Origin of the sequence: Methylorubrum sp. POS3 (assembly GCF_043352485.1) — a bacterium.
Classification (GTDB): domain Bacteria; phylum Pseudomonadota; class Alphaproteobacteria; order Rhizobiales; family Beijerinckiaceae; genus Methylobacterium; species Methylobacterium suomiense.
In genome coordinates this window covers 3,526,766-3,550,763 of record NZ_JAPRBT010000001.1, presented here as the reverse complement: position 1 = coordinate 3,550,763, position 23,998 = coordinate 3,526,766, and the positions used below count along the sequence as shown (strand labels likewise).

General features: G+C 69.7%; 14 protein-coding genes. 10 read left to right on the top strand and 4 right to left on the bottom strand.

Annotated features, from left to right (window positions below; genetic code table 11):
- Positions 1–165 precede the first annotated feature (165 nt).
- From OWC43_RS16395 to OWC43_RS16370, 6 genes are all read left to right on the top strand, one after another.
- Complete coding sequence (locus OWC43_RS16395) at positions 166–972, top strand: SDR family oxidoreductase (protein WP_137831178.1); 807 nt, start codon at positions 166–168, stop codon at positions 970–972.
- Positions 973–976: 4 nt separating this feature from the next.
- Entirely contained in the window at positions 977–2,371 is a 1,395-nt protein-coding gene (locus OWC43_RS16390; RefSeq protein ID WP_393957445.1) for a dihydrolipoyl dehydrogenase, read from the top strand.
- A 329-nt stretch (positions 2,372–2,700) separates the two neighbouring features.
- The gene (locus OWC43_RS16385) at positions 2,701–5,418 is read left to right on the top strand and encodes a histidine kinase dimerization/phosphoacceptor domain -containing protein (protein WP_393957444.1); all 2,718 of its coding nucleotides are present in this window, start codon (positions 2,701–2,703) and stop codon (positions 5,416–5,418) included.
- Between the two features lie 13 nt (positions 5,419–5,431).
- The gene (locus OWC43_RS16380) at positions 5,432–6,004 is read left to right on the top strand and encodes a biliverdin-producing heme oxygenase (protein ID WP_246681773.1); all 573 of its coding nucleotides are present in this window, start codon (positions 5,432–5,434) and stop codon (positions 6,002–6,004) included.
- A gap of 169 nt (positions 6,005–6,173) precedes the next feature.
- Positions 6,174–6,911, top strand: a complete 738-nt coding sequence (gene tmk, locus OWC43_RS16375) for a dTMP kinase (RefSeq protein WP_393957443.1) — start codon at positions 6,174–6,176, stop codon at positions 6,909–6,911.
- Positions 6,901–7,983, top strand: coding sequence for a DNA polymerase III subunit delta' (locus OWC43_RS16370; RefSeq protein ID WP_393957442.1), 1,083 nt, complete (start codon positions 6,901–6,903; stop codon positions 7,981–7,983). The genes tmk and OWC43_RS16370 overlap by 11 nt, the downstream gene beginning before the upstream one ends.
- 16 nt (positions 7,984–7,999) lie before the next feature.
- Here the strand turns inward: OWC43_RS16370 and OWC43_RS16365 are convergent, their stop codons facing one another.
- Complete coding sequence (locus OWC43_RS16365) at positions 8,000–9,610, bottom strand: acyltransferase family protein (RefSeq protein WP_393957441.1); 1,611 nt, start codon at positions 9,608–9,610, stop codon at positions 8,000–8,002.
- A gap of 203 nt (positions 9,611–9,813) precedes the next feature.
- Here OWC43_RS16365 and metG point away from each other — a divergent pair, with 203 nt between their 5' ends.
- The 3 genes from metG to OWC43_RS16350 are packed head-to-tail and all read left to right on the top strand — an operon-like array spanning position 9,814 to position 13,069.
- Positions 9,814–11,376, top strand: a complete 1,563-nt coding sequence (metG, locus tag OWC43_RS16360; protein ID WP_373324521.1) for a methionine--tRNA ligase — start codon at positions 9,814–9,816, stop codon at positions 11,374–11,376.
- A gap of 42 nt (positions 11,377–11,418) precedes the next feature.
- Positions 11,419–12,216, top strand: coding sequence for a TatD family hydrolase (locus OWC43_RS16355; RefSeq protein WP_393957440.1), 798 nt, complete (start codon positions 11,419–11,421; stop codon positions 12,214–12,216).
- Positions 12,217–12,232: 16 nt separating this feature from the next.
- Entirely contained in the window at positions 12,233–13,069 is an 837-nt protein-coding gene (locus OWC43_RS16350) for an MBL fold metallo-hydrolase (protein WP_393957439.1), read from the top strand.
- Positions 13,070–13,243: 174 nt separating this feature from the next.
- Here the strand turns inward: OWC43_RS16350 and OWC43_RS16345 are convergent, their stop codons facing one another.
- The 3 genes from OWC43_RS16345 to OWC43_RS16335 all read right to left on the bottom strand — a co-directional run bounded on the left by OWC43_RS16345 (position 13,244) and on the right by OWC43_RS16335 (position 20,654).
- A complete protein-coding gene (locus tag OWC43_RS16345; protein WP_393957438.1) occupies positions 13,244–13,633 on the bottom strand; it encodes a group III truncated hemoglobin in 390 nt (129 codons plus the stop codon).
- Between the two features lie 53 nt (positions 13,634–13,686).
- Positions 13,687–14,490 carry an SGNH/GDSL hydrolase family protein gene (locus tag OWC43_RS16340; protein WP_137831692.1) on the bottom strand — a complete coding sequence of 268 codons (804 nt, stop codon included), beginning with the start codon at positions 14,488–14,490 and terminating at the stop codon, positions 13,687–13,689.
- Between the two features lie 686 nt (positions 14,491–15,176).
- A complete protein-coding gene (locus OWC43_RS16335; protein WP_393957437.1) occupies positions 15,177–20,654 on the bottom strand; it encodes a beta strand repeat-containing protein in 5,478 nt (1,825 codons plus the stop codon).
- Between the two features lie 1,155 nt (positions 20,655–21,809).
- On the opposite strand from OWC43_RS16335, the gene OWC43_RS16330 reads away from it, so the two are divergent.
- Positions 21,810–23,807: a M10 family metallopeptidase C-terminal domain-containing protein gene (locus OWC43_RS16330; RefSeq protein ID WP_393957436.1), complete on the top strand. Its 1,998-nt coding sequence runs from the start codon at positions 21,810–21,812 to the stop codon at positions 23,805–23,807.
- Positions 23,808–23,998 lie beyond the last annotated feature (191 nt).

The window sequence follows — 23,998 nt, the reverse complement described above, 5'->3', positions numbered from 1 at the left end:
CGATCCTAGCGTGGCGTGCGGGCCACGGGCAAATGCGGGCCCCATCCCGGTCTGATCGCCGCAGCGGCGGGACCGGGCGGAACGATCGTGAACGCCTCCCGTTGGCCCGCGAACTTAACGCAGGATGGCCGCGTCGGCGCCCGCCGGCCGGGAAGGACCTCTCTCATGGATCTCGGTATCAGCGGTCGCGTCGCGGTGATCACCGGCGGCGATTCCGGCATGGGCTATACCACCGCGGAATATCTCCTGCGCGAGGGCGTCCGCGTCGTCCTCTCGGACCTGAAGGAGACGGAATTGCAGGAGGCCGCCCAGCGGCTGTCCGCGCTCGGCGAAGTCAAGGCCTGCCAAGCGGACCTCTCCTCCAACGAGGGCGCCCTCAAGCTGCGCGACTTCGCCGACCGCGCCTTCGACGCGAAGCCGTCGATCCTCGTCAACGCCGCGGGCGTGACCGGCGCCACCGGCGACTTCCTCGACATCGACGACGATGGCTGGCTCTCGACGATCCAGGCGGATCTGATGGGGGCGGTGCGGGTCGCCCGCGCCTTCATTCCCGGCATGCGCGCGCAGAAATGGGGGCGCATCGTGCTCTTCACCTCCGAGGACGCGGTCCAGCCCTATGTCGAGGAGTTGCCCTACTGCGCCGCCAAGGCCGGCCTGATGAACCTGACCAAGGGCCTGTCCAAGGCCTACGGGCCGGACGGCGTTCTGGTGAATTCGGTGGCCCCCGCCTTCATCGCCACGCCGATGACCGATGCCATGATGGAGAAGCGGGCCGAGGAACTCGGCGTCTCGTTCGACGAAGCGATCGAGAGCTTCCTCGAGGAGAAGCGCCCCGGCATGGTCGCCAAGCGTCGCGGACGGGCGGAGGAGGTCGCGGCGGCGGTCGCCTTCCTCTGCTCGGAGCAGGCGAGCTTCATCACCGGCGAGAATGTGCGCGTCGATGGCGGCGCCGTCCTGACCATGTCGGCCTGATCCGATGCGCGAGATCGTCTGCGACGTCGCCATCATCGGTGCCGGCACCGCCGGCATCGCCGCCCATCGCGCCGCCCTCAAGGAGGGCGCGCGCTCGGTGCTGATCGAGCAGGGGCCGGGCGGCACCACCTGTGCCCGCGTCGGCTGCATGCCGTCGAAGCTCCTGATCAGTGCGGCCGAGGCGGCGCATGTCGCCCGCGGGGCGGAGGTGTTCGGCGTGCGGGTCGAGGGCGTCGGGATCGACGGCCCTGCGGTGCTGCGGCGGATGCGCAGCCTGCGCGACGACTTCGTGGCGTCCGTGTTCGAGGGGCTCGACGATCTGCCGGCGGAATCGCGCTTGACCGGCCGGGCGGTGTTCGAGGGACCGGATAGCCTGCGGGTGGGCGACCACACGCGCCTGCGCTTCAAGGCCGCGGTGCTCGCCACCGGGTCGAGCCCGAGCGTGCCCGAGCCGCTGCACGACCTGGGTGAGCGCGTGCTCACTACCGACACCGTGTTCGAGATCGAAACTCTGCCCGAATCCCTGGCCGTGCTCGGTGCCGGGCCGGTGGGGCTCGAACTCGCCCAGGCCATGGCCCGGCTCGGCGTGCGGGTCAGCGTGTTCGATCCCGGCGACAGCCTGGGGGGCCTGAAGGATCCCGACCTGACGGCGGCGGCCCGCGAGATCTTCTCCGGCGCCTTCAATCTTCATCTCGGCGCGGAAGTCGAATCCGGCGCTGCGGAGGGCGACGGCGTGCACCTGACCTGGAGCGCGAAGGAAGGGGCGGATTCGACATCGGGATCCGGCCGTTTCGCCCGGGTGCTCTCCGCTGCCGGACGGCCGCCGAACGTGCGGGGCATCGGCCTCGAACGCACTGGCGCCCAGCTCGACGAGCGCGGCAGCCCCGCCTTCGACGCCCGCTCCCTGCGATGCGAAGGCACCGCCCTGTTCATCGCGGGCGACGCCAATGCCGATCGCCCGATCCTGCACGAGGCGAGCCGCCAGGGAAAGATCGCCGGACGCAACGCCGCCCGCCTCGCCGCCGGTGCGGGCGTCAAGCGGCCGGAGCGCTGGGTGATGCTCGCCATGGTGTTCAGCGATCCGCAGATCGCGGTGGTGGGCGGCGGCTTCGACGAGGACGCGGGCCACCGCGTCGGCGGCGCGGATTTCTGCGATCAGGGCCGGGCGCGCGCCATGGACCGGGCGCAGGGAGGCCTGCGCCTCTATGCCGAGCCCGGCGGACGCCTCGTCGGCGCCGAGATGATCGGCCCGGAGGTCGAGCATCTGGCCCATCTCGTCGCCTACGCCGTGCAGGACGGTCTCGACGTGGCGGCCTTCCGCGACCGTCCCTTCTACCACCCGACCCTGGAGGAAGCGCTCGACACGGCGCTCGGTCAGTTGGCGGATCGGGACGGCTGATCCGCGCCCCGCCCCTTCTGCGGTCGATGAACGATCGGAGTGTCTTCATCGTTAAGGTTCGGGGCCGCCCTTCGGCGGCGGCCGGCACGGCACCGGATCGGCGTGTGAGCGCATCCGGGGCGGCCTTGGGAGCGCGCGGCCAACCAGCAGCACCGGGCCGATCATGAGCCGCAGGAGGCGGTCCGCTTCGATATGCACACTCTGTGCGCTTACATACAAAGCTCCGTGAGCTCAACAACTTGGCCATATGCCGGTTTAGCCTCGCACGGGGGATCTTTCCGACAGAAGGATTGCGCACAAGGCTCGCGGCAGGCATATCGGGCAGCGTAATGGTCGATCCGTCGCAGATGCACGCCAAGGGAGCGATCACGGGAGCGGCCAAAGGGACGGCCACGGGTTCGGACTCTGTCCCGATCGATCTGCCCGTCGATCTCGACGCCCTGACGACAGCCCAGAGGGACGCGATCGAGGCGGGGCTTCTCGCTCTCGATCCGGCAGGGCTCGTGCTCGCCTGCAACCGGGCGGCAGGAAGCCTGTGCGGCTTCGCCCCCGAATCGATGGTGGGACGCAACTTCTTCCGCGATCTCATGCCGAGCGCCCGCGTTCCGGGCTTCTACGGCCGCTTCCTCGGGACCCAGCGCGGGAGCGTCGGCGCGCAGACCTTCGAGTTCGTGTTCGGCCGGCTTCCCGCCCCGTTGCGGGCGCGCATCGGCCTGATGCCCGGCACGGACGGACGCACCTGGCTCGCCATCAGCCCCCTGGAGCAGATCGCCTCCGGCCCCTCCCGCGAGGCGGTGCTGGCGGCCATCGCCCGGCGCAGCCGGGCCGAGCCGGTCGATCCCGGCCTGTGCGAGCGCGAGCCGATCCACATCCCCGGCTCGATCCAGCCGAACGCCGTGATGCTCGCCGCCGATGCGGGCAGCTTCGAGATCCTCGCCTTCAGCGCCAACGCGGCGGACGTGCTGCCGCCCGCCCTGTTCCCGCCGACCGGGCAGCATCTGGACGCGGTGCTGCCGACGGGAATCGTGTCCGCCCTCCGCGACGGGATCGCCGCCCACAGCCTCACCGACGGGCGGGTCCTGCGCTGCGCCATCACGCTCCCGCCGCGTGGGGAAACCTTCCACCTCGTCGCCCATGTCCATCTCGGCCGGGTGATCGTCGAACTCGAACTCGCCCCCGAGCGGGCCGAGGACTTTTGCGCCGCGAGCCCCCTCGACACCGAATTGGCGATGACCCGCCTGCGCGCCGCCGAGAGCCTCACCGAGGCGGCCCAGATCGCCGCCCTGGAGATCCGTGCGGTCACCGGCTTCGAATCGGTGCTGGTCTACCGCTTCGACACCGACTGGAACGGCGAGGCCATCGCCGAGGACATGGTGCCGGACTGGCAGCGCCCGCTGATCGGCCTGCGCTTCCCCGCCTCCGACATCCCGGCCCAGGCGCGCGCGCTCTACACCAAGGCCAAGAGCCGCTTCGTCATCGACCGCGACTGCGTGCCGGTGCCCCTGGTGGCGGATCGGGCCGCCGGCAATGCGCCGATCGACCTGACCTTCGCCCAGAACCGCACGCTGTCGCCGATCCATCTCGAATACCAGCGCAATCTCGGCGTCGACGGCTCGATGTCGATCTCGATCATGGTCGAGAACCGACTGTGGGGCCTGATGATCGGCCATCACCGCCGTCCGCACTACGTCGCTCCGGAGACCCGCGCGGCGGCGACCGTCCTGACCGACGCCTTCGCGATGCGGGTGCAGGAGATCGAGGGCAAGGCGCTCTGGAGCGAGCGCCAGCATCACCTCGACATCCAGGGTCAGCTGGTGCGGCGGCTGACCAGCACCGAGGATTTCACCGACACCCTGATGCAGGGCAGCCCGGCGCTGATCGACCTGTTCGCCGCCACCGGCGCGGCGATCGTCTCCGACGACACCGTGTGGCGGGCGGGTGCGGCGCCGGACGAGGCGCAGATCGGAGCGCTCACCGAGTGGCTGCGGGCGGAGTTGCCCGCCGAGGCGCGAAGCTTCGTCACCGACACGCTGGCGCTGCACCATGCGCCGGCCGCCTTCTATACCGAGATCGCGAGCGGCCTGCTCGCGGTGTTCGTCGGGGCCCAGCGGCGCCACCTGCTCCTGTGGTTCAAGCCGGAAGTGCCGAGCACGGTCACCTGGGGCGGCGATCCGAGAAAGCCGGTCCTGCCCGGCAGCGGGCCGGTGGCGGTGCTGCCGCGGCGCTCGTTCGAGCGCTGGGTCGAGGAGCGGCGCGGCCATTCGATCCCCTTCGCCCCGTGGAAGGTCGATCTCGCCCAGCAGCTCGCGGAGGCCGTGGACGGCGTGGTCCTGCGCCAGCGCCGCAAGATCTCCGAGCTGACCGGTCTGCTCGCCGAGAAGGAGCGCCTGCTGGAGCAGAAGGATCTCCTGACCCGCGAGATCGACCACCGGGTCAAGAACTCGCTGCAGATCGTCACGGCCTTCCTGCACATGCAGCGCCGCCAGATCGCCGACCCGGCCGCCCGCCAAGCCTTCTCCGAGACCTCGGCGCGGGTGATGAGCGTGGCCCGCGTCCACGACAGCCTGTACCAGGGCGACAGCCTGGAGGAGGTTGATCTCGGCCAGACCATCCAGGCGCTCTGCGACGACCTCGCCGGCATGGCGGGGGACGAGCACAGCGTCGAGCTGACCGCCGATGCCGGCCTGATGGTGCCCTATCGCCACGCCGTGGCGCTCTCGCTCATCACCACCGAACTCGTCACCAACGCGTTCAAATATGCGAGCCGGCCCGACAAGGGCGCGCATATCACCGTGACGGTGAAGGGCGAGCGGCGGAGCGAGGGGACGGAGGGGCCGGCGCCCGCATCGGGCGAGGCCCGCAGCGGGGAAGGGGCGGTGCGGCTCACCGTCTGCGACGACGGCGACGGCATGCCGCCGGATTGGGAAAGCCGCAAGGCGCAGGGCACCGGGCTCGGGATGAAGCTGGTCCGCGCCATGCTGGAGCAGATCGGCGCCCGCCTCGAGGCCGAGAATGCGGGCGGCGCCTGCTTCACCGTTCACGTCTGAGCCGGAGCCGGGTGTGAGCGAGCGCGAGACCCTGCACGCCCGCCTGCGCGAGGCCACGGCGGATGCCCATGCCGCCCTGGAACGCGATCTCGATTGGCAGGACAAGGTGGCGACGCTTCCCGGCTACCGCGCGCTGCTGGCCCGGCTGCGGGGTTTCCATGCCGCCTACGAACCCGCCATCGCCGCAGGGCTCTCCGACGCGGACTTTCTCGCGCCGCGGCGGCGGCTCGCCGCCCTCGACACGGATCTCGCCGCCCTCGGCCTCGACGAAGCGGCCCGCGACGCCCTGCCCGCGCCCGACGCCCCCGTCCTCGACGGGGAGGGCGCGGCCTTCGGCGCGCTCTACGTGCTGGAGGGCTCGACCCTCGGCGGTCTCGTCATCGGGCGCCATGTCGGGGGCCTGCACGGTCAGGCCGCCCCGCTCGCCTATTACGCCGGCCGGGGCCGCGAGGCCGGGCCGCTCTGGCGGCGTTTCCGCGAGCGGCTGGACGGCCTTCCTCCGGCGCAGGAAGCCCCTGCCTTCGCGGCCGGCATCGCCACCTTCGACGCGATGCGGGAATGGCTGACGACGGCGCCTGCCGTTTGAGCGTCCGCGGTCCGACTCGAGCGCCATCGCCGCCAACCTCGGACAATCCACTGCCGTGATTCCGGGGCGCCGGAGACGAACCCGGAATCGCGATGGCGCACGTTCGGCGTCTCCCCCTGCCCTCCACCTGCGCTGTCGCGCCGGCCCACCCTGTGCTAGCCCGCTTTCCATGTCGAGCGATGCGCCGCGGGGCGTCTTCATCACCTTCGAGGGCGGGGAGGGGGCGGGCAAGTCCACCCAGATCGCCCGACTGGCCGCCACCCTGCGGGAACGGAGCGGGCGCGAGGTCGTGACGACGCGCGAGCCCGGCGGCACCCAGCGGGCGGAACGCTATCGCGAGGCGCTGCTCCGGGGCGTGGCCAAATCGTTCGGCCCCTTCGCCGAGGCGCTGATCTTCGCCGCGGCCCGCATCGACCATATCGACGCGCTGATCCGCCCGGCGCTGGAGCGCGGCGCCATCGTCCTGTGCGACCGCTTCGCCGATTCCACCCGAGCCTATCAAGGCGCGGCGGGCGGCCTCGATCCGGCGCTGATCGCGAGCCTGGAGCGGGTGACGCTCGGTGCCCTGCGCCCCGACCTCACCCTGATCCTCGATCTGCCGGCGCCGGCCGGCCTCGCCCGCGCCCGCCGCAGGAGCGGGGAGGGGGGCGAGGCGCCGGACCGGTTCGAGGCCGAGGCGCTGGGCTTCCACGAGCGGTTGCGGGCGGCCTTCCGGTCCATCGCCGAGGCCGAGCCGGAGCGCTGCCGGGTGATCGATGCCGAGCCCGGCCCCGACGCGGTGGAAGCGGCGATCCGCGCGGCCCTTGCCGCCCTCCGGCCCGATCTCCTGACCGGCGAGACGAGCCCGGGGGACCGTGACGGCGATCGGGCAGGGGATCGGGAAGGAGGCCGCGACCATGCCGCCTGAGGGAGGCCGCGCCCGCAAGGAGGCGCCCGCCGTCACGGAGGCCGAAGCCGGCGATCTCGCCCACGTGCCGCGCCCGCGCGAGCAGACCCGCCTCGTCGGCCACGGGGCGGCCCAGACGGCCTTCACCGAGGCTCTGGCCGCCGGCCGCCTCCATCATGCGTGGCTGATCGGCGGCCCCGTCGGCATCGGCAAGGCGACGCTCGCCTATCGCGTCGCCCGGCGTCTGGTCGCCGATCCGCGCACGCTGCCCGCCCCCGGCCGCCTCGACCTGCCCGAGGACCATCCGGCCGCCCGCCAAGTGGCGGCCCTGTCGCATCCGAACCTGATCGCGCTGCGCCGGGTCCAGGCGCCGGGCGCCAAGACCCTGCCGACCCGCATCTCCGTCGATGCCGCCCGCGAGGCGCTCGCCCTGTTCGCCACTACCGCGGGCGGGGAGGGGGGCTGGCGCGTCTGCATCGTCGACAGCGCCGAGGATCTCAACGCCAACAGCGCCAACGCGCTGCTGAAGATGATCGAGGAGCCGCCCCCACGGGCGATCTTCCTGATCGTGTCCCACGCGCCGGGGCGGCTCCTGCCGACGATCCGCTCCCGCTGCCGCGCCCTGACCCTGCGCCCGCTGGCCGAAGAGCAGGTGCGCACCGTGATCGAGGGCTTTCCGGCCCCCTTCCCCCGGCCCGATCCGGCGGCGCTCGCCCGCGCCGCGGCCCTCTGCGAGGGCTCGGTGGCGCGGGCGGTGGCCCTGCTCGATCCCGCGACGCAGGGGATCGAGGCGGAGGTGTCGAGCCTGCTCGCCGGCCTGCCCGACCCGGATTGGCGCCGCGTTCTGAAGCTCGGCGAGAGCCTCGCCGCCCGCGATGCCGAGCCCCTGCTCGCGGCCGTGCTCGACGCGATCCAGCGCCATGTCGCCGCCGAGATCGACCGCCGCCAGGGGGAGGGCCCGGCCCGGCTCCTGCCGCTGGTCGAGGCCGCCGAGCGCATCGGCGCCGCCGCCCGCGAGGCGGCGATCTACAATCTCGACCGCCGTCCCCTGGTGCTCGCGGCCTTCGAGACGCTGGCGGCTGCCGGCCGGTAAGCCCCAAACCCGCGCATCACCGGCCGTCCGTCCCGGGCAGCGCGGCCATGCGCCCGTCCTCGTCGACGACAATGGCGAGCGGGACGGCATCGCCCGGACAGGCCGCGCGCGCGATGCGCATCCGATAGCCGATCCGCTGTCGTCCGACGCCCTCGAAGCCGGGGCGGGCGGCGAGATCCGCGCGCAGGCGCCGCGGCCGGTCGAGCCCCGCGAGCCGCCCGCCGCAATAGAGGGCGAGCATCATCCCGCGCTCCGGCCGCGCCGGATCGTAGGCGAAGCCGCTCACGATCGCCTCCGTCGGCGAGACCGGCTCGATCGCTTCCAGCGCGCCCCGCAGGGTGGCCGGCAGGCCGAGGTCGCGGCCGGAGAGGGCGGCCTCGGCCGATTCGCGGCCGGACCACGCCTCCGGGGGAAGCCCGGCGAGGGCGGCCCGTGCCCGGCTCTCGCGCAGATCGTTGCGGGCGGTCTCGATGCTGCCCCAGGCGGCACAACCGAAGAACAGCAGGAGGTAGAGGGTGAGGCCCCGCCGCAGGCTCCGGGGGGAGGCCGCATCGATGCGGCGGCGCAGGTGCCGGTAGAGCGCTCCGTCGAGGGGGCCGAGCAGGGCGGCGAGGCCGAGCGCCGCGGCAATTCCGACAAGCCCGTAGGCGAATCCGGGCCAGGAGGCGGGCAGGGCCTGGGCCGTGAGCCACAGCACCGGGACGTGGACGAGGTAGAGGACGTAGCTCCCATCCCCGAGGGCCAGCGCCGCCCGGGACAGGGGCCCCTCGCCCCGGATTTGCTGTCCGGTCGCGGCGGCGCCCACGAGCAGCACCGCGGCGGCCCCGCCGAGCCAGCGCGCCGCGTCGATCTCCACCAGCAGGCAGGCCGCCGCCAGCGGCAGCGCCAGCAGACCCGCGGAGGGCCGCAGCCGACCGGACGCGATGAGGCGCGGCAGGAGCAGGCCGCCCGCGAAGGGAATGCAGGCGCCGGACAGCGGCAGCAGGTAGAGCGGCGGCAGGGTAAGGTCGACCGCGCCCTGCGGCAGCATCACGAAGGCGGCAGCCATGAGCCCGAGCCAGCCGAGCGCCAGCGGCACGATCCGGCGGGCGAGGCCGGCCAGCGCCACGAGGAACAGGCCGACATAGAAGCTCGTCTCGAAGACCAGCGTCCACTCGACGGTGAGGGGGTAGGCGCGGGGGCCGGCCGGCGCGAGCGACAACGTCAGCGGCGTGAGATTGCCGAAGCCGAGGCCGAGGGCGGCGAACAGCCCGGCGAACAGGGCGACCACGGCGAGATAGGTCGGGAAGATCCGCGCGATCCGGTGGGACAGGAAGGCGAGGGGGCGGTCGCGCAGGACGAGCCCGGCCATCAGGAAGCCGGAGATCGCGAAGAACAGGGCCACGCCCCACAGCCCGAGCATGGCGTCGAGGGCCCGCATCGGCCGCCCGGCGCCGCGCAGGGCCTCGGCGTAGTGGGCCGTATGGTGGACGAGCACGGCGCTCGCCGCGAGCCCGCGCAGGACCTGGATGTTGGAGAGGCCCGGCGCGCGGGTGCCGACGGTGACGGGCGCCGCCGGGGCGCGGCCCGTCGCGACGAGGGGCACCGCGGAGCGGGACGACAATCCTCTGACGAGGCGGGTGATCATGGTAGGGGTCTCGGGAACGGTCCGGGGCGGCGTGTCCCCGTGCGCTTCGGATCCCCGTCCACGAGGAATCGGGCGGTTTTCCGCCGCCAGCATGCGTCCGGCGCCCTGACAGCACCGCGCTCCGCCTCGCCTCGGTTGCGTCGCGGGACGCGGCGCGCCACAAGGCCCCTCGGTCCATGTTCGAACCAGCCGGGACATCATACGTGAGCGAGACGGCGAGGCAGCCCTTCCTCATCACCACGGCGATCTCCTACCCCAACGGCGCGCCGCATATCGGCCACGCCTACGAGGTGATCGCCACGGACGCGATCGCGCGCTTCCAGCGCCTCGACGGGCGCGAGGTGCTGTTCTCCACCGGCACCGACGAGCACGGCCTCAAGATCCAGCAGACGGCGGCCAGGGCCGGGATCAGCCCGCGGGCCTTCGTCGACGACATGGCCGGGCGCTTCAAGGCCATGGCCGACCGGCTGAACTGCGCCTACGACCGCTTCATCCGCACCACGGAGGCCGACCATTACGCCGCCGCCCAGGAGCTGTGGCGGCGCATGGAGGCCAATGGCGACATCTATCTCGCCAAATATGCCGGCTGGTACTCGGTGCGCGACGAGGCCTATTACGACGAGGCCGAGACCGTCGTGGGCCCCGATGGAAGCCGCCGCTCGATCAAGACCGACACCCCGGTCGAGTGGATGGAGGAGGAGAACTTCCTCTTCCGCCTGTCGAAGTATCAGGATCGTCTGCTCGCGCTCTACGCCGAGCGCCCCGATTTCCTGAGCCCGGAGACGCGCCTCAACGAGGTCGCGAGCTTCGTGCGCTCGGGGCTCAAGGACCTCTCGATCAGCCGCACCACCTTCGATTGGGGCGTGCCGGTGCCGGGGCATCCGGCCCACGTCATGTATGTCTGGGTCGATGCCCTGACGAACTACCTCACGGTCTGCGGCTTCCCCGACGAGAGCGATCCACGCTTCCGCTTCTGGCCGGCCGACGTGCACGTGATCGGCAAGGACATCGTCCGCTTCCACGCGGTCTACTGGCCGGCCTTCCTGATGTCGGCGGGGCTGCCGGTGCCGGCCCGCGTCTTCGGCCACGGCTTCCTGCTCTCCAAGGGCGAGAAGATGTCGAAATCGCTCGGCAACGTCGTCGATCCGATGGATCTGGCCGAGACCTACGGGGTCGATGCCCTGCGCTACTTCGTGCTGCGCGAGGTGCCGTTCGGCGGCGACGGCAATTACAGCCACGAGGCGATCATCAACCGCATCAACGCGGATCTCGCCAACGATCTCGGCAATCTCGCCCAGCGCTCGCTCTCGATGATCGCCAAGAACCTGTCCGGCGCCGTGCCGCAGCCGGGCGCCCTCAGCGAAGCGGATACCCGCTTGCTCGCCGCCGCCGCGGCCCTGCCGGAGAAGGCGAGGGGATTGATGCGCGATCTGGCGCTGCACACGATCCTGTCCGAGATCTGGACCGTGGTGGCCGACGCCAACCGCTACTTCGCCTCGGAAGAGCCGTGGCGCTTACGCAAGTCCGATCCGGCCCGCATGGAGACGGTGCTCTACGTCACCGTGGAGACCCTGCGCCGGGTCGGGATCATGGTGCAGCCCTTCGTGCCGACGGCGGGCGCGGCGCTCCTGGATCTCCTGGCGGTGCCGGCCGACGCGCGGAGCTTCGCCTTCGCCGACGAGGCCCATCGCCTGACGCCCGGCACGGCGCTTCCGGCACCGGCGCCGATCTTCCCGCGTTTCGAGAAACCGGAGGCCGCGGCCTGACGGCCTCCGTCTCCCTCACGCCCTCACCGCTCAAAAGAATCCATGCTGGTCGACAGCCACTGCCATCTCGATTTCCCCGATTTCGCCGAGGACATCCCCGGCGTCGTCGCCCGCGCGGCGGCCGCGGGGGTGACGCGGCTCGTCACCATCTCGACCCGGGTCGCCAAGGCGGACAGCTACCGGGCGATCAGCGAGGCCAACCCCGCCGTCTGGTACACGGTCGGCACCCACCCGCACGGGGCGGCCGAGGAGCCGGACGTGCCCGCCGACACGATCGCGGCCTTGGCCGAGGCCCCGCGCTGCGTCGGCATCGGCGAGGCCGGGCTCGACTATCATTACGAGGATGCCGCACCGGAGGCCGTGCAGGAGCGGGTGCTGCGCGCCCATATCGAGGCCGCCCGCCGCGCTGGCCTGCCGCTGGTGATCCATTCCCGCGACGCCGACGCGCAGATGGAGGCGGTGCTGACCGACGAGATGGCCCGCGCCCCGTTCAAGGCGGTGCTGCACTGCTTCTCGTCGGGCGCGCGGCTGGCCGAGGTCGGGGTCGAACTGGGGCTGTCCGTGTCGTTCTCCGGCATCGTCACCTTCCGCCGCTCGGACGCGCTGCGCGACATCGCCCGCCGCGTCCCGCGCGACCGCATCCTGGTGGAGACCGACGCGCCGTTCCTGGCGCCGGAGCCGCACCGGGGAAAGCGCTGCGAGCCCGCCTACACCGCCGACACCGCCCGCGTGCTGGCACGGGCCCTCGACCTGCCATTCGAGGATTTCGCCGCGCTCACCACGGGCAATTTCTACCGGCTGTTCACGAAGGCGGCGGCCCTCGAGGGCGTGTCCGCATGACGATCGGGGAGGGCCCATGGCGAGCCTAACGCTCCGCATCCTCGGCTGCGGCTCGTCGGGCGGCGTCCCGCGGGTCGGCTCCGGCTGGGGCGCCTGCGACCCGTTCAACCCGCGCAACCGCCGCCGCCGGTGCTCGCTGCTGGTCGAGCGTCGCGAGCGGCAAGGGGAGGGGCAAGGGGAGGCGCGAGGGGAGGGGGCACCGACGACGGTGCTGGTCGACACCTCGCCCGACCTGCGCGAGCAACTGATCGATGCGGGCGTGACCCGCCTCGACGCCCTGCTCTACACCCACGCGCATGCCGACCACACCCACGGCATCGACGACGTCCGCCCCCTCGTGATCCAGATGCGCCGCCGCATCCCGGTCCACGCCGATCCCCTCACCCGCACGCTGCTGACGGCCCGGTTCGGCTACGCCTTCGAGACGCCGCCGGGCAGCGCCTATCCGCCGATCCTCGACCTGCACGAGTTGCGCGCGGGCGAGCCCGTGACGATCGACGGTGCCGGCGGCACGATCGAGGCGGTGGCCTTCTGGATGGAGCACGGCAACGAGGCCGCCCACGGCTTCCGCTTCGGCCCGGCGGCCTACGCCCCGGACGTGAGCCTGATGCCGGAGGCCGCCAAGGCGGAGTTGCGCAACCTCGACCTGCTCATCATCGACGCCCTGCGCGAGATCCCTCACCCGTCGCATTACTCGGTCTCGGACGCCCTCGCCCTGATCGAGGAGGTCGCGCCCCGGCGGGCGATCCTGACGAATCTCCACACCGATCTCGACTACGCGACGCTGGCCAGGAAGCTGCCGCCGGGTGTGGTGCCGGCCCATGACGGGTTGAGTGTCGCGGTGGATCTGTAGAGCGTCGGCCTGCCCGGTTTCTCATACCCGACCGCCTCATCCCGAGGTGCGGAGCGAAGCGCAGCCTCGAAGGAGGGCTCCCCGGATCGCGTGCGAGCGGGAGCCCTCCTTCGAGGCCGCTGACGCGGCCCCTCAGGATGAGGGCGCGGGTCGGAGCGACGGGGGGACGGCGTCTCACCGCGCGCCCGCGAGATCGGGCCGGAAGAACAAACCCGCCTTGAGGCTGTCGCCGATCCGGTGCGCCCGCCCGGCGATGTCCTCGGCCAGAGGAGCGTCGAAAAACTCCGCCGCAGTTTCCTCGAACAGGCCGAGCCAGCGGACGAAATGGTCCGGGGCGAGCCCGCCGATGCCGAGATGACGGCCGAACGGGTTGCCCTTGTAGCGGCCGGTCTTCAGCAGCACCGAGGACCAGAAATCGGTCACCCGGGCCATGTGATGCGGCCAATCCGCGTCCGGAATCCGGCCGGCGAAGACAGGCCCGATCAGCGGATCGCGGCGGACCTTGCCGTAGAACGCGTCGAGGAAGGCGGCGAGCGCCGCCTCGGTCAGCTCGGTGTGGGGCATGGTGTGCGGGGAGGGGGCTTCGGGACCTCTTGGAAAGAGGTCCCTCCTCCGGTTCAGTTCCGGGCCAGCGTGGGCTGGATCAGGCCGGCGCCGACGAGGATCTGGGCGGCAGCCGCCTTGGCGAGCTGGCGATAGCCCGCATCGGTCATGTGGAGGCCGTCGGGGCCGATCATCTGGGCCGGCGTCATCAGGCCGTGCGTGACCCAGGACTGCATCAGGGCGCGGCGGCGGATCACCGGGACGTTCAGTTCGGCGGCGAGGGCGTGCAGCGCCTCGCCGTAGCGCTCGGCGCCGTCGACGCCAGAGAGCTTGCGGCACCATTGCTGATCCATCAGCACCACGTCGGCGCCGGTGGCCCGGATCGCCTGGATGCCGGCGCGGGTCAGTTCGACGAAACGCTCCACCGGCACGCCGCGCAAGGGATCGTTGCTGCCGGTCTGCCAGATCACGAGGTCGGGCCGCTCGGCCAGCACGTCGCGCTCCAGGCGCTTCGCCATCTCCTCGGAGGTGTCGCCGCCCTTGCCGCGGTTGATCACGGTGATCGAGCGCCGGCTCGACGCACCGATCTGCAGCCGCTCCTCGAGGTCGCGCTCCAGCAGGGCAGGGTAGGCCATGGCCGGCGAGGACGCGCCCGCCCCTTCCGTGGAGGACGAGCCGAACGCCACGATCCGCACGTCGCCATCCTGCCCGAGCATCGAGGCGAGGCGGGCGAGCTTGGCCGGCACCCGCTCGGCCACCCGCTCGGTCGGCGCCTGCCCCGTGACCGGCGGCGCGTCGGGCTGGGCGAGGGCCGGGCCGATGCCGGCGATGGCCAGCGCGGCGAGCGGCATCAGGCCGAGGAGCGGGCGGAGCGGCATGGAGCGAGGCTCGGCATGAAACGGGGTGAAGCGCTTGATCGCGATCATCGGTCTGGCCGTGTTGCCCGGGAATTGTGACGATTGCGAGAGTGCGCCGCGCCCACCGCCCAAATTGAATACGTTATGCATGATCGTGCCACAAGTGCCGCCCCGGCGTTGCCAATCTGCAATTTCGTGCAACGTCGCCCGCCGACCGTGAGGCATCATCGGATCGAACCGATCCGATTCCCTCGCAATCTTCGCTCAAATGCGAGGAAATCATGGTTAATGCTCTTAACCATACAGCGCCGGGCGACCCTGCCCACGACCCAATGTTCCATAATATATCTTATGCGAACGACTTTGGTGGCCGTTGGGGCGGAGATCTGACGGGCTGCGAGGCGGCATGGCAACCTGCCTGGGATGGGTGAACCGCCGCGCGATGATCGGGGTAGCATCCAGCCGGCACGAACGGGCGGCGGTCGCGGATCGCTGCGCCTTTCCTTGGTCGAGGAGGGCCGGGCGGTCCGCACAGGCCCCCTCCTCCGCGGCACGCCTCGCCGTCTCCGGAACGCGCCAGCGAGCGTGGTTTGGGGATGGTCAGGCGTGAGCGTCGCGTCGGATCCGATGCCCCTGCCCCGCCGACCGGGGATCGCGGCCACGGCCCGCCCCCCCGAGCGCCAGGCTCGGGGTGCGGGCGCGGATCGCTACACGATGAAATCGACGTCGATGGCTTTGAGGAAATCGGTGGCTGCCATGCCGGTGGGCACCGTGAAGACAGCCACCGCTACGGCCGCCTGGCTCCCAGCACCGTCCGCGTCCCAGGACAGCGTCTTCGATGAACCGTTGAAGACGAATGTCGCGTGCGACCGGCTCGCCGCCGCCCCGTACTCGAAGTAGTCCGCATTCAGATGACCCGATGCGTCCACGCCGTGACCGACGCCGAGACCGTAATCGCTGGCGCGAAACACGAGTTTGTCCCCGGCCGCACTGTTGAAGTCGAGGATCCGGTCGGTGCTGTCCGCGCTGGCCACGCCAAACACGAAACTGTCGGCGCCTGCTCCGCCGGTCAGCGTATCCTTGCCGCCGTCGCCGGCCAGGACATCGTCCCCCGCATTGCCGAGCAATATATCGGCCCCGTCACCACCGGACAGAACGTTGGCGGCGCCGTTTCCACTCAGCCGATTGGCAAGGGCATTGCCCGTGCCGTGAAGCGCCGCCGTGCCGGTCAGGGTCAGGTTCTCGACGTTGGTCGAGAGCGTGTAGTCGATGGCACTGTTGACGAGGTCGATGCCCCAAGGGTCGTCACTTTCGTCGACCACGTCGCCGGCATTGTCGACATCGTAGGTGTCGTCGCCGGCGCCGCCGCGCATGAGGTCGGCGCCCGCACCGCCGTCGAGGCGGTCGTTGCCCTCGCCGCCCACCAGCGTGTCGTTCCCGGCGACACCGTAGAGAAAGTCGTTGCCGCCACCCCCATCGAGGATGTTGGCCGCCGCGTTGCCGCCCAGCTTATTCGAGAGTTCGTTGCCCGTGCCGTTGATCGCCGCGGTGCCGGTCAGCATGAGGATCTCGACCTCGCCGAGCACGTGCGTCCGGTCACCGAGGTCGAAGCTGATCGAGCTGAGGACGCGGTCCGCGGCACCCGAGCCGTCGCTCTCGTCGACGACGTCGCCCACGTTCTCGACCGTGTAGGTGTCGTCGCCGATCCCGCCACGCATCGTGTCGGCGCCGGTCCCGCCATCGAGCTGGTCGTTCCCGCCCTCCCCATAGAGCATGTCGTTTCCGGCATAGCCCAACAAGACATCGTTTCCGGCGTCACCATACATGCGGTCGTCGGAGGCCGTCCCTCGCAACATGTCGTCGCCCGCGGTGCCGGCGATCCGTGACGTCGCGACGGTATTGATCGAGAAAACGATCTGGCCTCCGCCGCCCGTATTCCCGGCACTGTCCGCGTATGAGGCGCCCCCGACACTCACGAGCCCCTCGCCCGCGTAGTCGGAATCGGGGGTGAACAGGGCCGTGTAGGTCCGCTCGCCCACCTTGGCGAACCGCCCCAGTTGGCCATGGCTGATCGATACGCTGTCCGACGAGAAACCCGAGATGGTCTCGCTGAACTGAAAGGTGAGCTCGCTCGTCTCACCGGCGGTGAGCTGCGCGTCGCTGGCCGAGATCGAGAGGCTCGGCGCGAGCCGGTCGAGGACGAAGCTCAGCGAGGCTGCCGAGGAGACGTTGCCCGCCGCATCGGTCTGCGCCACCGCGACGGTATGGGTGCCGTCGGCGAGCGCCGTCGGATCGTAGGTCGTCACCGCGACGCCGTCGACCGTATAGCGCAGGCTGCCGCCCGGCTCACCGGCGGCCACGACCAGGGTCGCGTCCCGGGTGACGCCGTCGCTCGCCGAGGCGCCCGTATCCGACCCAAGCACCAGGCTCGGAGCGGACGGTGCGGTCCGGTCGAGGACGAAGCTCAGCGAGGTCGTCGGGGAGACGTTGCCCGCCGCATCGGTCTGCGTCACCGCGACGGTATGGGTGCCGTCGGCGAGCGCGGTCGGATCGTAGGCCGCCACCGCGACGCCATCGACCGTATAGCGCAGGCTGCCGCCCGGCTCACCGGCGGCCACGACCACGGTCGCGTCCCGGGTGACGCCGTCGCTCGCCGAGGCGCCCGTGTCCGACCCAAGCACCAGGCTCGGTGCGGAGGGTGCGGTCCGGTCGAGGACGAAGCTCAGCGAGGTCGTCGGGGAGACGTTGCCCGCCGCGTCGGCCTGGGTCACCGTGACGGTGTGGGCACCGTCGGCGAGCGCGGTCGGATCGTAGGTCGCCACCGCGACGCCGTCGACCGTGTAGCTCAGGCTGCCGCCCGGACTGCCGGGAACCGCGACCACGGTCCCGTCCTGGGTGATGCCGTCGCTCGCCGAGATGCCCGTGTCCGACCGAAGCGCCAGGCTCGGGGCGGGCAACGACCGGTTTAGAACGAACTGAACGTCTGAAGCTTTGAGGAAATCGCCGGCGGCCATGCCGGTGGGGATCGTGAAGATGGCCACCGCCACGGCGGCTTGCCCTCCCGCGCCATCCGCGTCCCAGGACAGCGTCTTGGTGAGGCTGTTGAACACGAACGTCGCGTGCGAGCGGCTCGCCGACGCCCCGTACTCCAAGTAATCCGCATTCAGCTGACCCGTCGCGTCCACGCCTTGACCGACGTTGAGACCGTAATCGACGGCCTTGAACACGAGTTTGTCACCCGCCGCGCTGCTGAAGTCGATGACCCGATCGGTGCTGGTCGCGCTGGCCGCGCCGAACACGAAACTGTCGGCGCCCGCCCCGCCGGTCAGCGTATCCTTGCCCTCATCGCCCGCAAGGACATCGTCCCCCGCACCGCCGAGCAGGGAATCGGCCCCGTCACCGCCGGAGAGAACATTGGCGCCGGCATTGCCCGTGATGACGTTGGCCAGCCCGTTGCCGGTCCCGGCGAGGTTGGCGGTGCCGGTCAGCGTCAGGTTCTCGATGGCCCCGATCGCCCGCGCCGCATCGCCGAGGCTGAAATCGATCGCGCTGTTGACGACGTCGGTTCCGTCACCGCCCGTCTCGTCGACGATGTCGCCCGCGTCGTTCACCGTATAGGTGTCGGCGCCGGCGCCGCCCTGCATCCGGTCGGCGCCCAGGCCGCCATCGAGGCGGTCGTTGTCCGCCCCGCCGATCAGCAGATCGTCCCCCTCCCCGCCCAGCAGGTAATCCGCCCCGGCATCGCCCACGAGCGTGTCGTTGCCGGCCATGCCGTAAAGGTAGTCGTTGCCGCCGCCGCCCGAGAGGAGATTGGCGCCGACATTGCCCGTGATGACGTTGGTCAGCGCGTTGCCGGCGCCGGCGAGGTCGTCGGTGCCGGTCAGCGTCAGGTTCTCGACGGCCCCGATCGTCCGCGCCGCATCACCGAGGTCGAAACTGACCGAGCTGTTGACGAGGTCGATGCCATCGCCGCCCGTCTCGTCGACGATGTCGCCCGCGTCGTTCACCGTATAGGTATCGGCGCCGGCGCCACCCTGCATCCGGTCGGCGCCCAGGCCGCCATCGAGGCGGTCGTTGTCCGCCCCGCCGATCAGCAGATCGTCCCCCTCCCCGCCCAGCAGGTAATCCGCCCCGGCCTCGCCCACGAGCGTGTCGGCACCCGCGCCGCCTTGCAGCGTGTCGTTGCCGTCGCCGCCCGTGAGGAGATTGGCGCCGGTATTGCCCGTGATGACGTTGGCGAGCCCGTTGCCGGTCCCGGCGAGGTCGGCGGTGCCGGTCAGCGTCAGATCCTCGAGGTCGCTCCCGAGCGTCCAGGAAATCGACGCCTTGACGAGGTCCCGGCCCTCCCCGGGCCTCTCGATGACGACGTCGCCGGCATCGTCCACGATGTAGGTATCGTTGCCGACCCCGCCGATCAGGATATCGGCGCCGAGGCCGCCATCGAGTACGTTCGCCGCGGCATTGCCGATGATGATATTGGCGAGCTCGTTGCCCGTTCCGTTGATCCCCGAAGAACCGATCAGAGTGAGGTTCTCGACGTTGCGGACCAGCAGGGTGGATGTGGTCGCGAAGACCGTGTCGATGCCCTGGCCGTCCTCCTCGGTGATCGTGTCGTTGGCGTCGGTGTAGTAGCGATCGTCGCCCTCGCCCCCGAACAGGGCATCGAAGCCGATATCGCCGTAGAGGATGTCGTTGCCCGCGCCGCCGTAGAGGGTGTCGTTGCCCCCGTAGCCGCGCAGGATGTCATCACCGTTCAGGCCCGAGATGACGTTGACGCCGTTATTGCCCAGGATGACGTTGTCATCGTCGTTGCCCGTCCCGTCGATCGCGGCATTGCCGGCCAGGATGAGCTGCTCGACATTGACGTCGAGCGTGTAGGAAATCGACGTACTGACGGTATCGAAGCCCCCGCCCACCAGTTCCACGATCTGGTTGGTCACCACCGCATCGCTGTTGGGGCTGTGGTCGGTGATGATCGCGATCGTGTAGGTGTCGTCACCGTTACCGCCGATGAGCACGTTGCGCCCGGAGCCTCCGTTGAGGAGGTCCCGGCCGTCACCGCCGTAGAGGACGTCGTCACCGCGCCCGCCGAAGAGGACGTCGTTCCCCCCGTCCCCGTGAATCGTGTCGATGCCGTCGTCGCCGTAGATCGCGTCGTCGTCCTCGCCGCCGTGGAGGAGATCGTCGCCCGCGCCGCCGGCGATGACGTCGCGTCCGGCGCCGCCATCGACGCGGTCGTCGCCGCCGAGGCTCCGGATCACGTCGTCGCCCGCGCCGGGTGCCAGATCGTCGGCCGCGTCGGTGCCCGCCAGCCGCGGATCGGGAACGGGGGCGTGCCCGCCCAGCGTGATGGCGGCGGCCTTCGCCACCTCGATCGCCTGCCAGACGCGGGCGGCGCCGGTGAGGTGAACGTGGTCGATGAGTTCCAGGCTGAGATCGGAGGCGACGTAGTCCACGTCGGCCATCGCGTCGGCGGTGGCGATCTGGCCGGCCCGGATCGCGTCGAAGCCGGCCGGGAAGAGCGGCGAGGCCGCCAGCCCCCCGATGATGACGGGCGGGCTGCCCATATCGGCCTGGGCCTTGGCCAAGAGGCCCTGGAGCGCGCCCGCATACTCGTCCGCGGTCACCGTCCGCGCGCTGGCCTCCGTCTCGCCCTGCATCCAGAGAATGAGGTCGGCCGTGCCGCCGACCGCTTTCAGCTGATCGAGGGTGTTCTGGTAGAGGCTGCCGGGACCCTCCTTCAGCCAGTAGCCGAACGCAGTCTCGGTTCGGGCGAGGAGCGCCGTTCCTCCGACCGCGCCATCGACGAACGCAATCGGCGCACCGTCCAGGCCGGCACTCAACGTGCTGGCGAAGGCCACCGCCCCGGCGCCGGGCGTGGCGACCCAGTCGCTGCCGTTCCAGCGGAAACTCGGCACGGTCGCGTCCTGCGTCACGGGGTCGGTGAACCAACCGCGCATGTTGGACTGGCCGGTGGTCACGACGATGTAGCCGACGCTGAGATCGACCGAGGTGACGACGCCGCCACGGACCGTCTCAAGCTGATAGCCGACCCCGGCGGGGACGCCGGACAGACTCGTCCCCGTCGTCCAGTCGACGACGACGACACCGTCCTTCGTGACGCGCGCAGCGTCACCGTCGAATCCGACCTGTCCTGAGGCAGCGTCGACCCGAGCAAAAATCATAACTTTTGATCCAAAATTTTGTATCGATACCGTTAACGAATAATTAAGGCAGGATAGCGACTTGTAAAGCTTTCGCGCTCAAAAATGTAATCGGCGGCGAGCCTCGATCTACGTAGTTATCATTTATTGCAATCGCCGTTAGATTCCTATGCGAATAGACTTTTATTCACTGACGCGATTACAAGTACATTCCATAGCAACGCCTTAAACTGACGAAATCGAGCGAATCGCCCAATCAATATACGGGCTGGGTGATCCGAGAATGTCCGGAGCCCAGGAAGAAGATCCATCTATTTTCGGGATGATCAGGCAATCGCGCCGACATCGACGATCTTGGCGGACATCAGAGCTGCCCTCGATCGCCGTATTGGCGAGATATCGAAGACGGTCGAAACGATATCGGCCCCGATCAATCGATCGCCGACTTGGCCGTTCGGCCTCGAGCCGGGGTCCGATCCCGCTCGTAAGCTCGGATTGGGCGCCCCGTGCACCCGGCGAGATCAGAAGACGCGCACGGGTCAGGTACCGTCCGCACCGCGCCGGGCCGCGGTGCGGACGTCCGGGGCCCACGCGCGGCGCTGGTTTTCACGGGGGCGACCATCGTCGGGCAGGACGGCGCGCGTTGGCGCAGGGCGGCAAGGCGCTCGATCCGGACCCTCGAAGGATCTCGGGGGCGGGACCCCTGCCCGGCCGAACGCATCACCGGCCCACGAGCCGCCAGGCTCCGGTCTTTGGTTCCTCATGGCCGAGACCGCGCAAAAGCCTCTCGAACGGCCCGGCCCCATACCGATCCGTTGTCCGCCCTGAGCCATGGGTTGCCCTCACGACAAGGGTCGCGACCGCATCGTCCCTGCCCTGCGGCAGCCTCTGCGGCCCTGCGCGATGCCGACCGAGTCCACGGCGGACGGCGAGTCATAAAAGCGTAGCGTCCGTCCGCTAAGACCTTGTTCAACCACAAGAAATTTTGTTAACCATTTATTAACTATGCCACCGGATGATTTATAAGACTTCGAAAGATACAAAAACACTAGATGCAGCAATGTTTAGATATTCATCGAAAGGATTCTTTAATAATTCGATTTAGCGTCCACGGAAGTTCACTGAAGGCATAAGCGCAGCGGGCGTTGAGCAACGCTGCCGATTGGGGCTGGTTATATGTACGTTGCTTCGGATCTCGCGGCCATCGCCCGCAACAACGGCCTTCAGAAGGTCGCTGGCGTCGATGCAGCGGTGGGCACGTCTCTGTCCAAGGGGCAGCTCAAGAGCTTCACCACCCTGAAGTCGACGGATGGCGTCTACTACAACAAGGCTCTGAACACGCTCGCCATCACGAAATCAGGCGTGACCTTCGATGGCTACGACTTCCGCGGCGTGTCGATCAATGTGCAGGCCGACAACGTCACGATCAAGAACTCGACCTTCGACGCGTCGGTCGGCAAATATGCCATCAACGCGCTGACCGGGACCAAGAACCTCACCGTCGACCGCTCGACGTTCGACGGCCTGAAGCTCGACAATATCGGCTATGTCGACTTCATCATGTCGCGCGGTCACAACACCGTCCTGACGAACAACGCCTTCCTCGATGCGCCGTCCGACGCCATCGCGATCCAGAGCGGCACGATCAGCGGCAATTACATCTCCGGCGGATCCTACGCCACGGGTGCGCACGCGGATGCGATCTGGATCGGCAAGACGATCGGCTCGGTCGTCATTGCCAACAACGTGATCGACTGGCGCTCGCGCGCCGATGCGCCGACCGAGACCAACGAAGCCGTGCGGATCACCGGCGAGCTGGGCAACGTCTCGAACGTCCTGGTCAAGAACAACATCCTCCTCGGCGGCAGCATGACCGTCCTGGTGTCGGATGGCGCCACCCAGACCCACAATGCCGGCCAAGTCGGCACGGTCACCGGCGTGAAGATCGTCGAGAACGTCATCGACTTCGGCAAGTACGGCGACCTGAAGCAGACCTCGCGCCCCAAGGACATGGTCTATGCCGACAACATGCATGCCAGCGGACGCCCCGCGATCCCGGGCGCGGAAACCGTCGAGGCCCGCACCGACCTGTCGTCCCTCAAGAAAATCGACGCCGCCTCGGCCGCTGCGTCCATCATCGGCACCGCCAAGGGCGACTACATCAAGGGCGGCAGCGGCTCGAACTACATCCACGCCGGCGCTGGCGACGACGTCATCGTGGGCGGCGGCGGTCGCGACTCCATCACCGGCGGCAGCGGCAAGGACACTTTCGTCTACACGTCCCTCACGAATGACGGCATCGACCGCATCGCCGACTTCACGCAGGGGCAGGACAAGATCCATCTGGCAAACCTCGCCGGCGCCCCCAAGGACCATACGGATTGGCAGTGGCTGGAGTCGCGGAGCTTCACCGGCCATGACTGGCAGCTCCGCTACGGCTACGCGTCGGGCGCCACGACGATCGAGATCGATGCCAACGGTGACCTGAAGGCCGATTTCAAGCTCGAGCTGACCGGCAAGGTTGCGCTCAAGACGAGCGATTTCATCCTGGCCGAGAAAGGGTCTACCCTTCCGCCCACATCGGGGACCGACGCACCGACGGCCCCTCCGGTAACGCCCTCTCCGGTCGAGACACCCAAACCATCGGCGCCGACCAAGCCCGCCGAGCCCGCTCCTCCGGTGCAATCCGCAGATCCGACCCTCGTGCTGCAGGCGCCCTCCTCAGGGGGGCATGTCAACGGAAAAGCATCCGATGAATTGATCCTGGGCAGCGCGAAGGCGGACGGCCTCAGGGGCGGTGGCGGCGACGACGTCCTGGTCGGGCGGGGCGGCAAGGACATCCTCTATGGCGGGGCGGGCCAGGACACGTTCCGGTTCGAGAAGCTCAGCGACAGCCTGGCCGCCGGATCGGGCCGCGACTACATCGGCGACTTCGTCAGGGGCGAGGACAAGATCGACCTGCACGCGATCGATGCCGATGCCCTGACGGCGGCCAACGAGGCCTTCACCTGGATCGGTTCGGACACCTTCACGAAGAATGCCGGTGAACTGCGGATCGCGTCGATCGCCGGCGGCCATCAGGTCCAGGCCGACATCAATGGCGATGGAAAGACCGATTTCGCGATCGACGTCATGACGAAGACGACGCTGCACTCGTCCGACTTCTTCCTGTAATTTTCGGCGTCGCGCAGAGATGAAAGGATCGCCATGGATCTTGGGTCCAGGGCGATTTTTTGATTCTCGTGCTGCATCGGCATGTTCCGATAGCCGGCATCCCCTTTTCCGGCCGATGCTCTGCGGCGCGTTCCGATAGAGTGGAAGCGCCCGTCGAGAGACTGCGCCGCGCTCGCCCATCAACATCACGG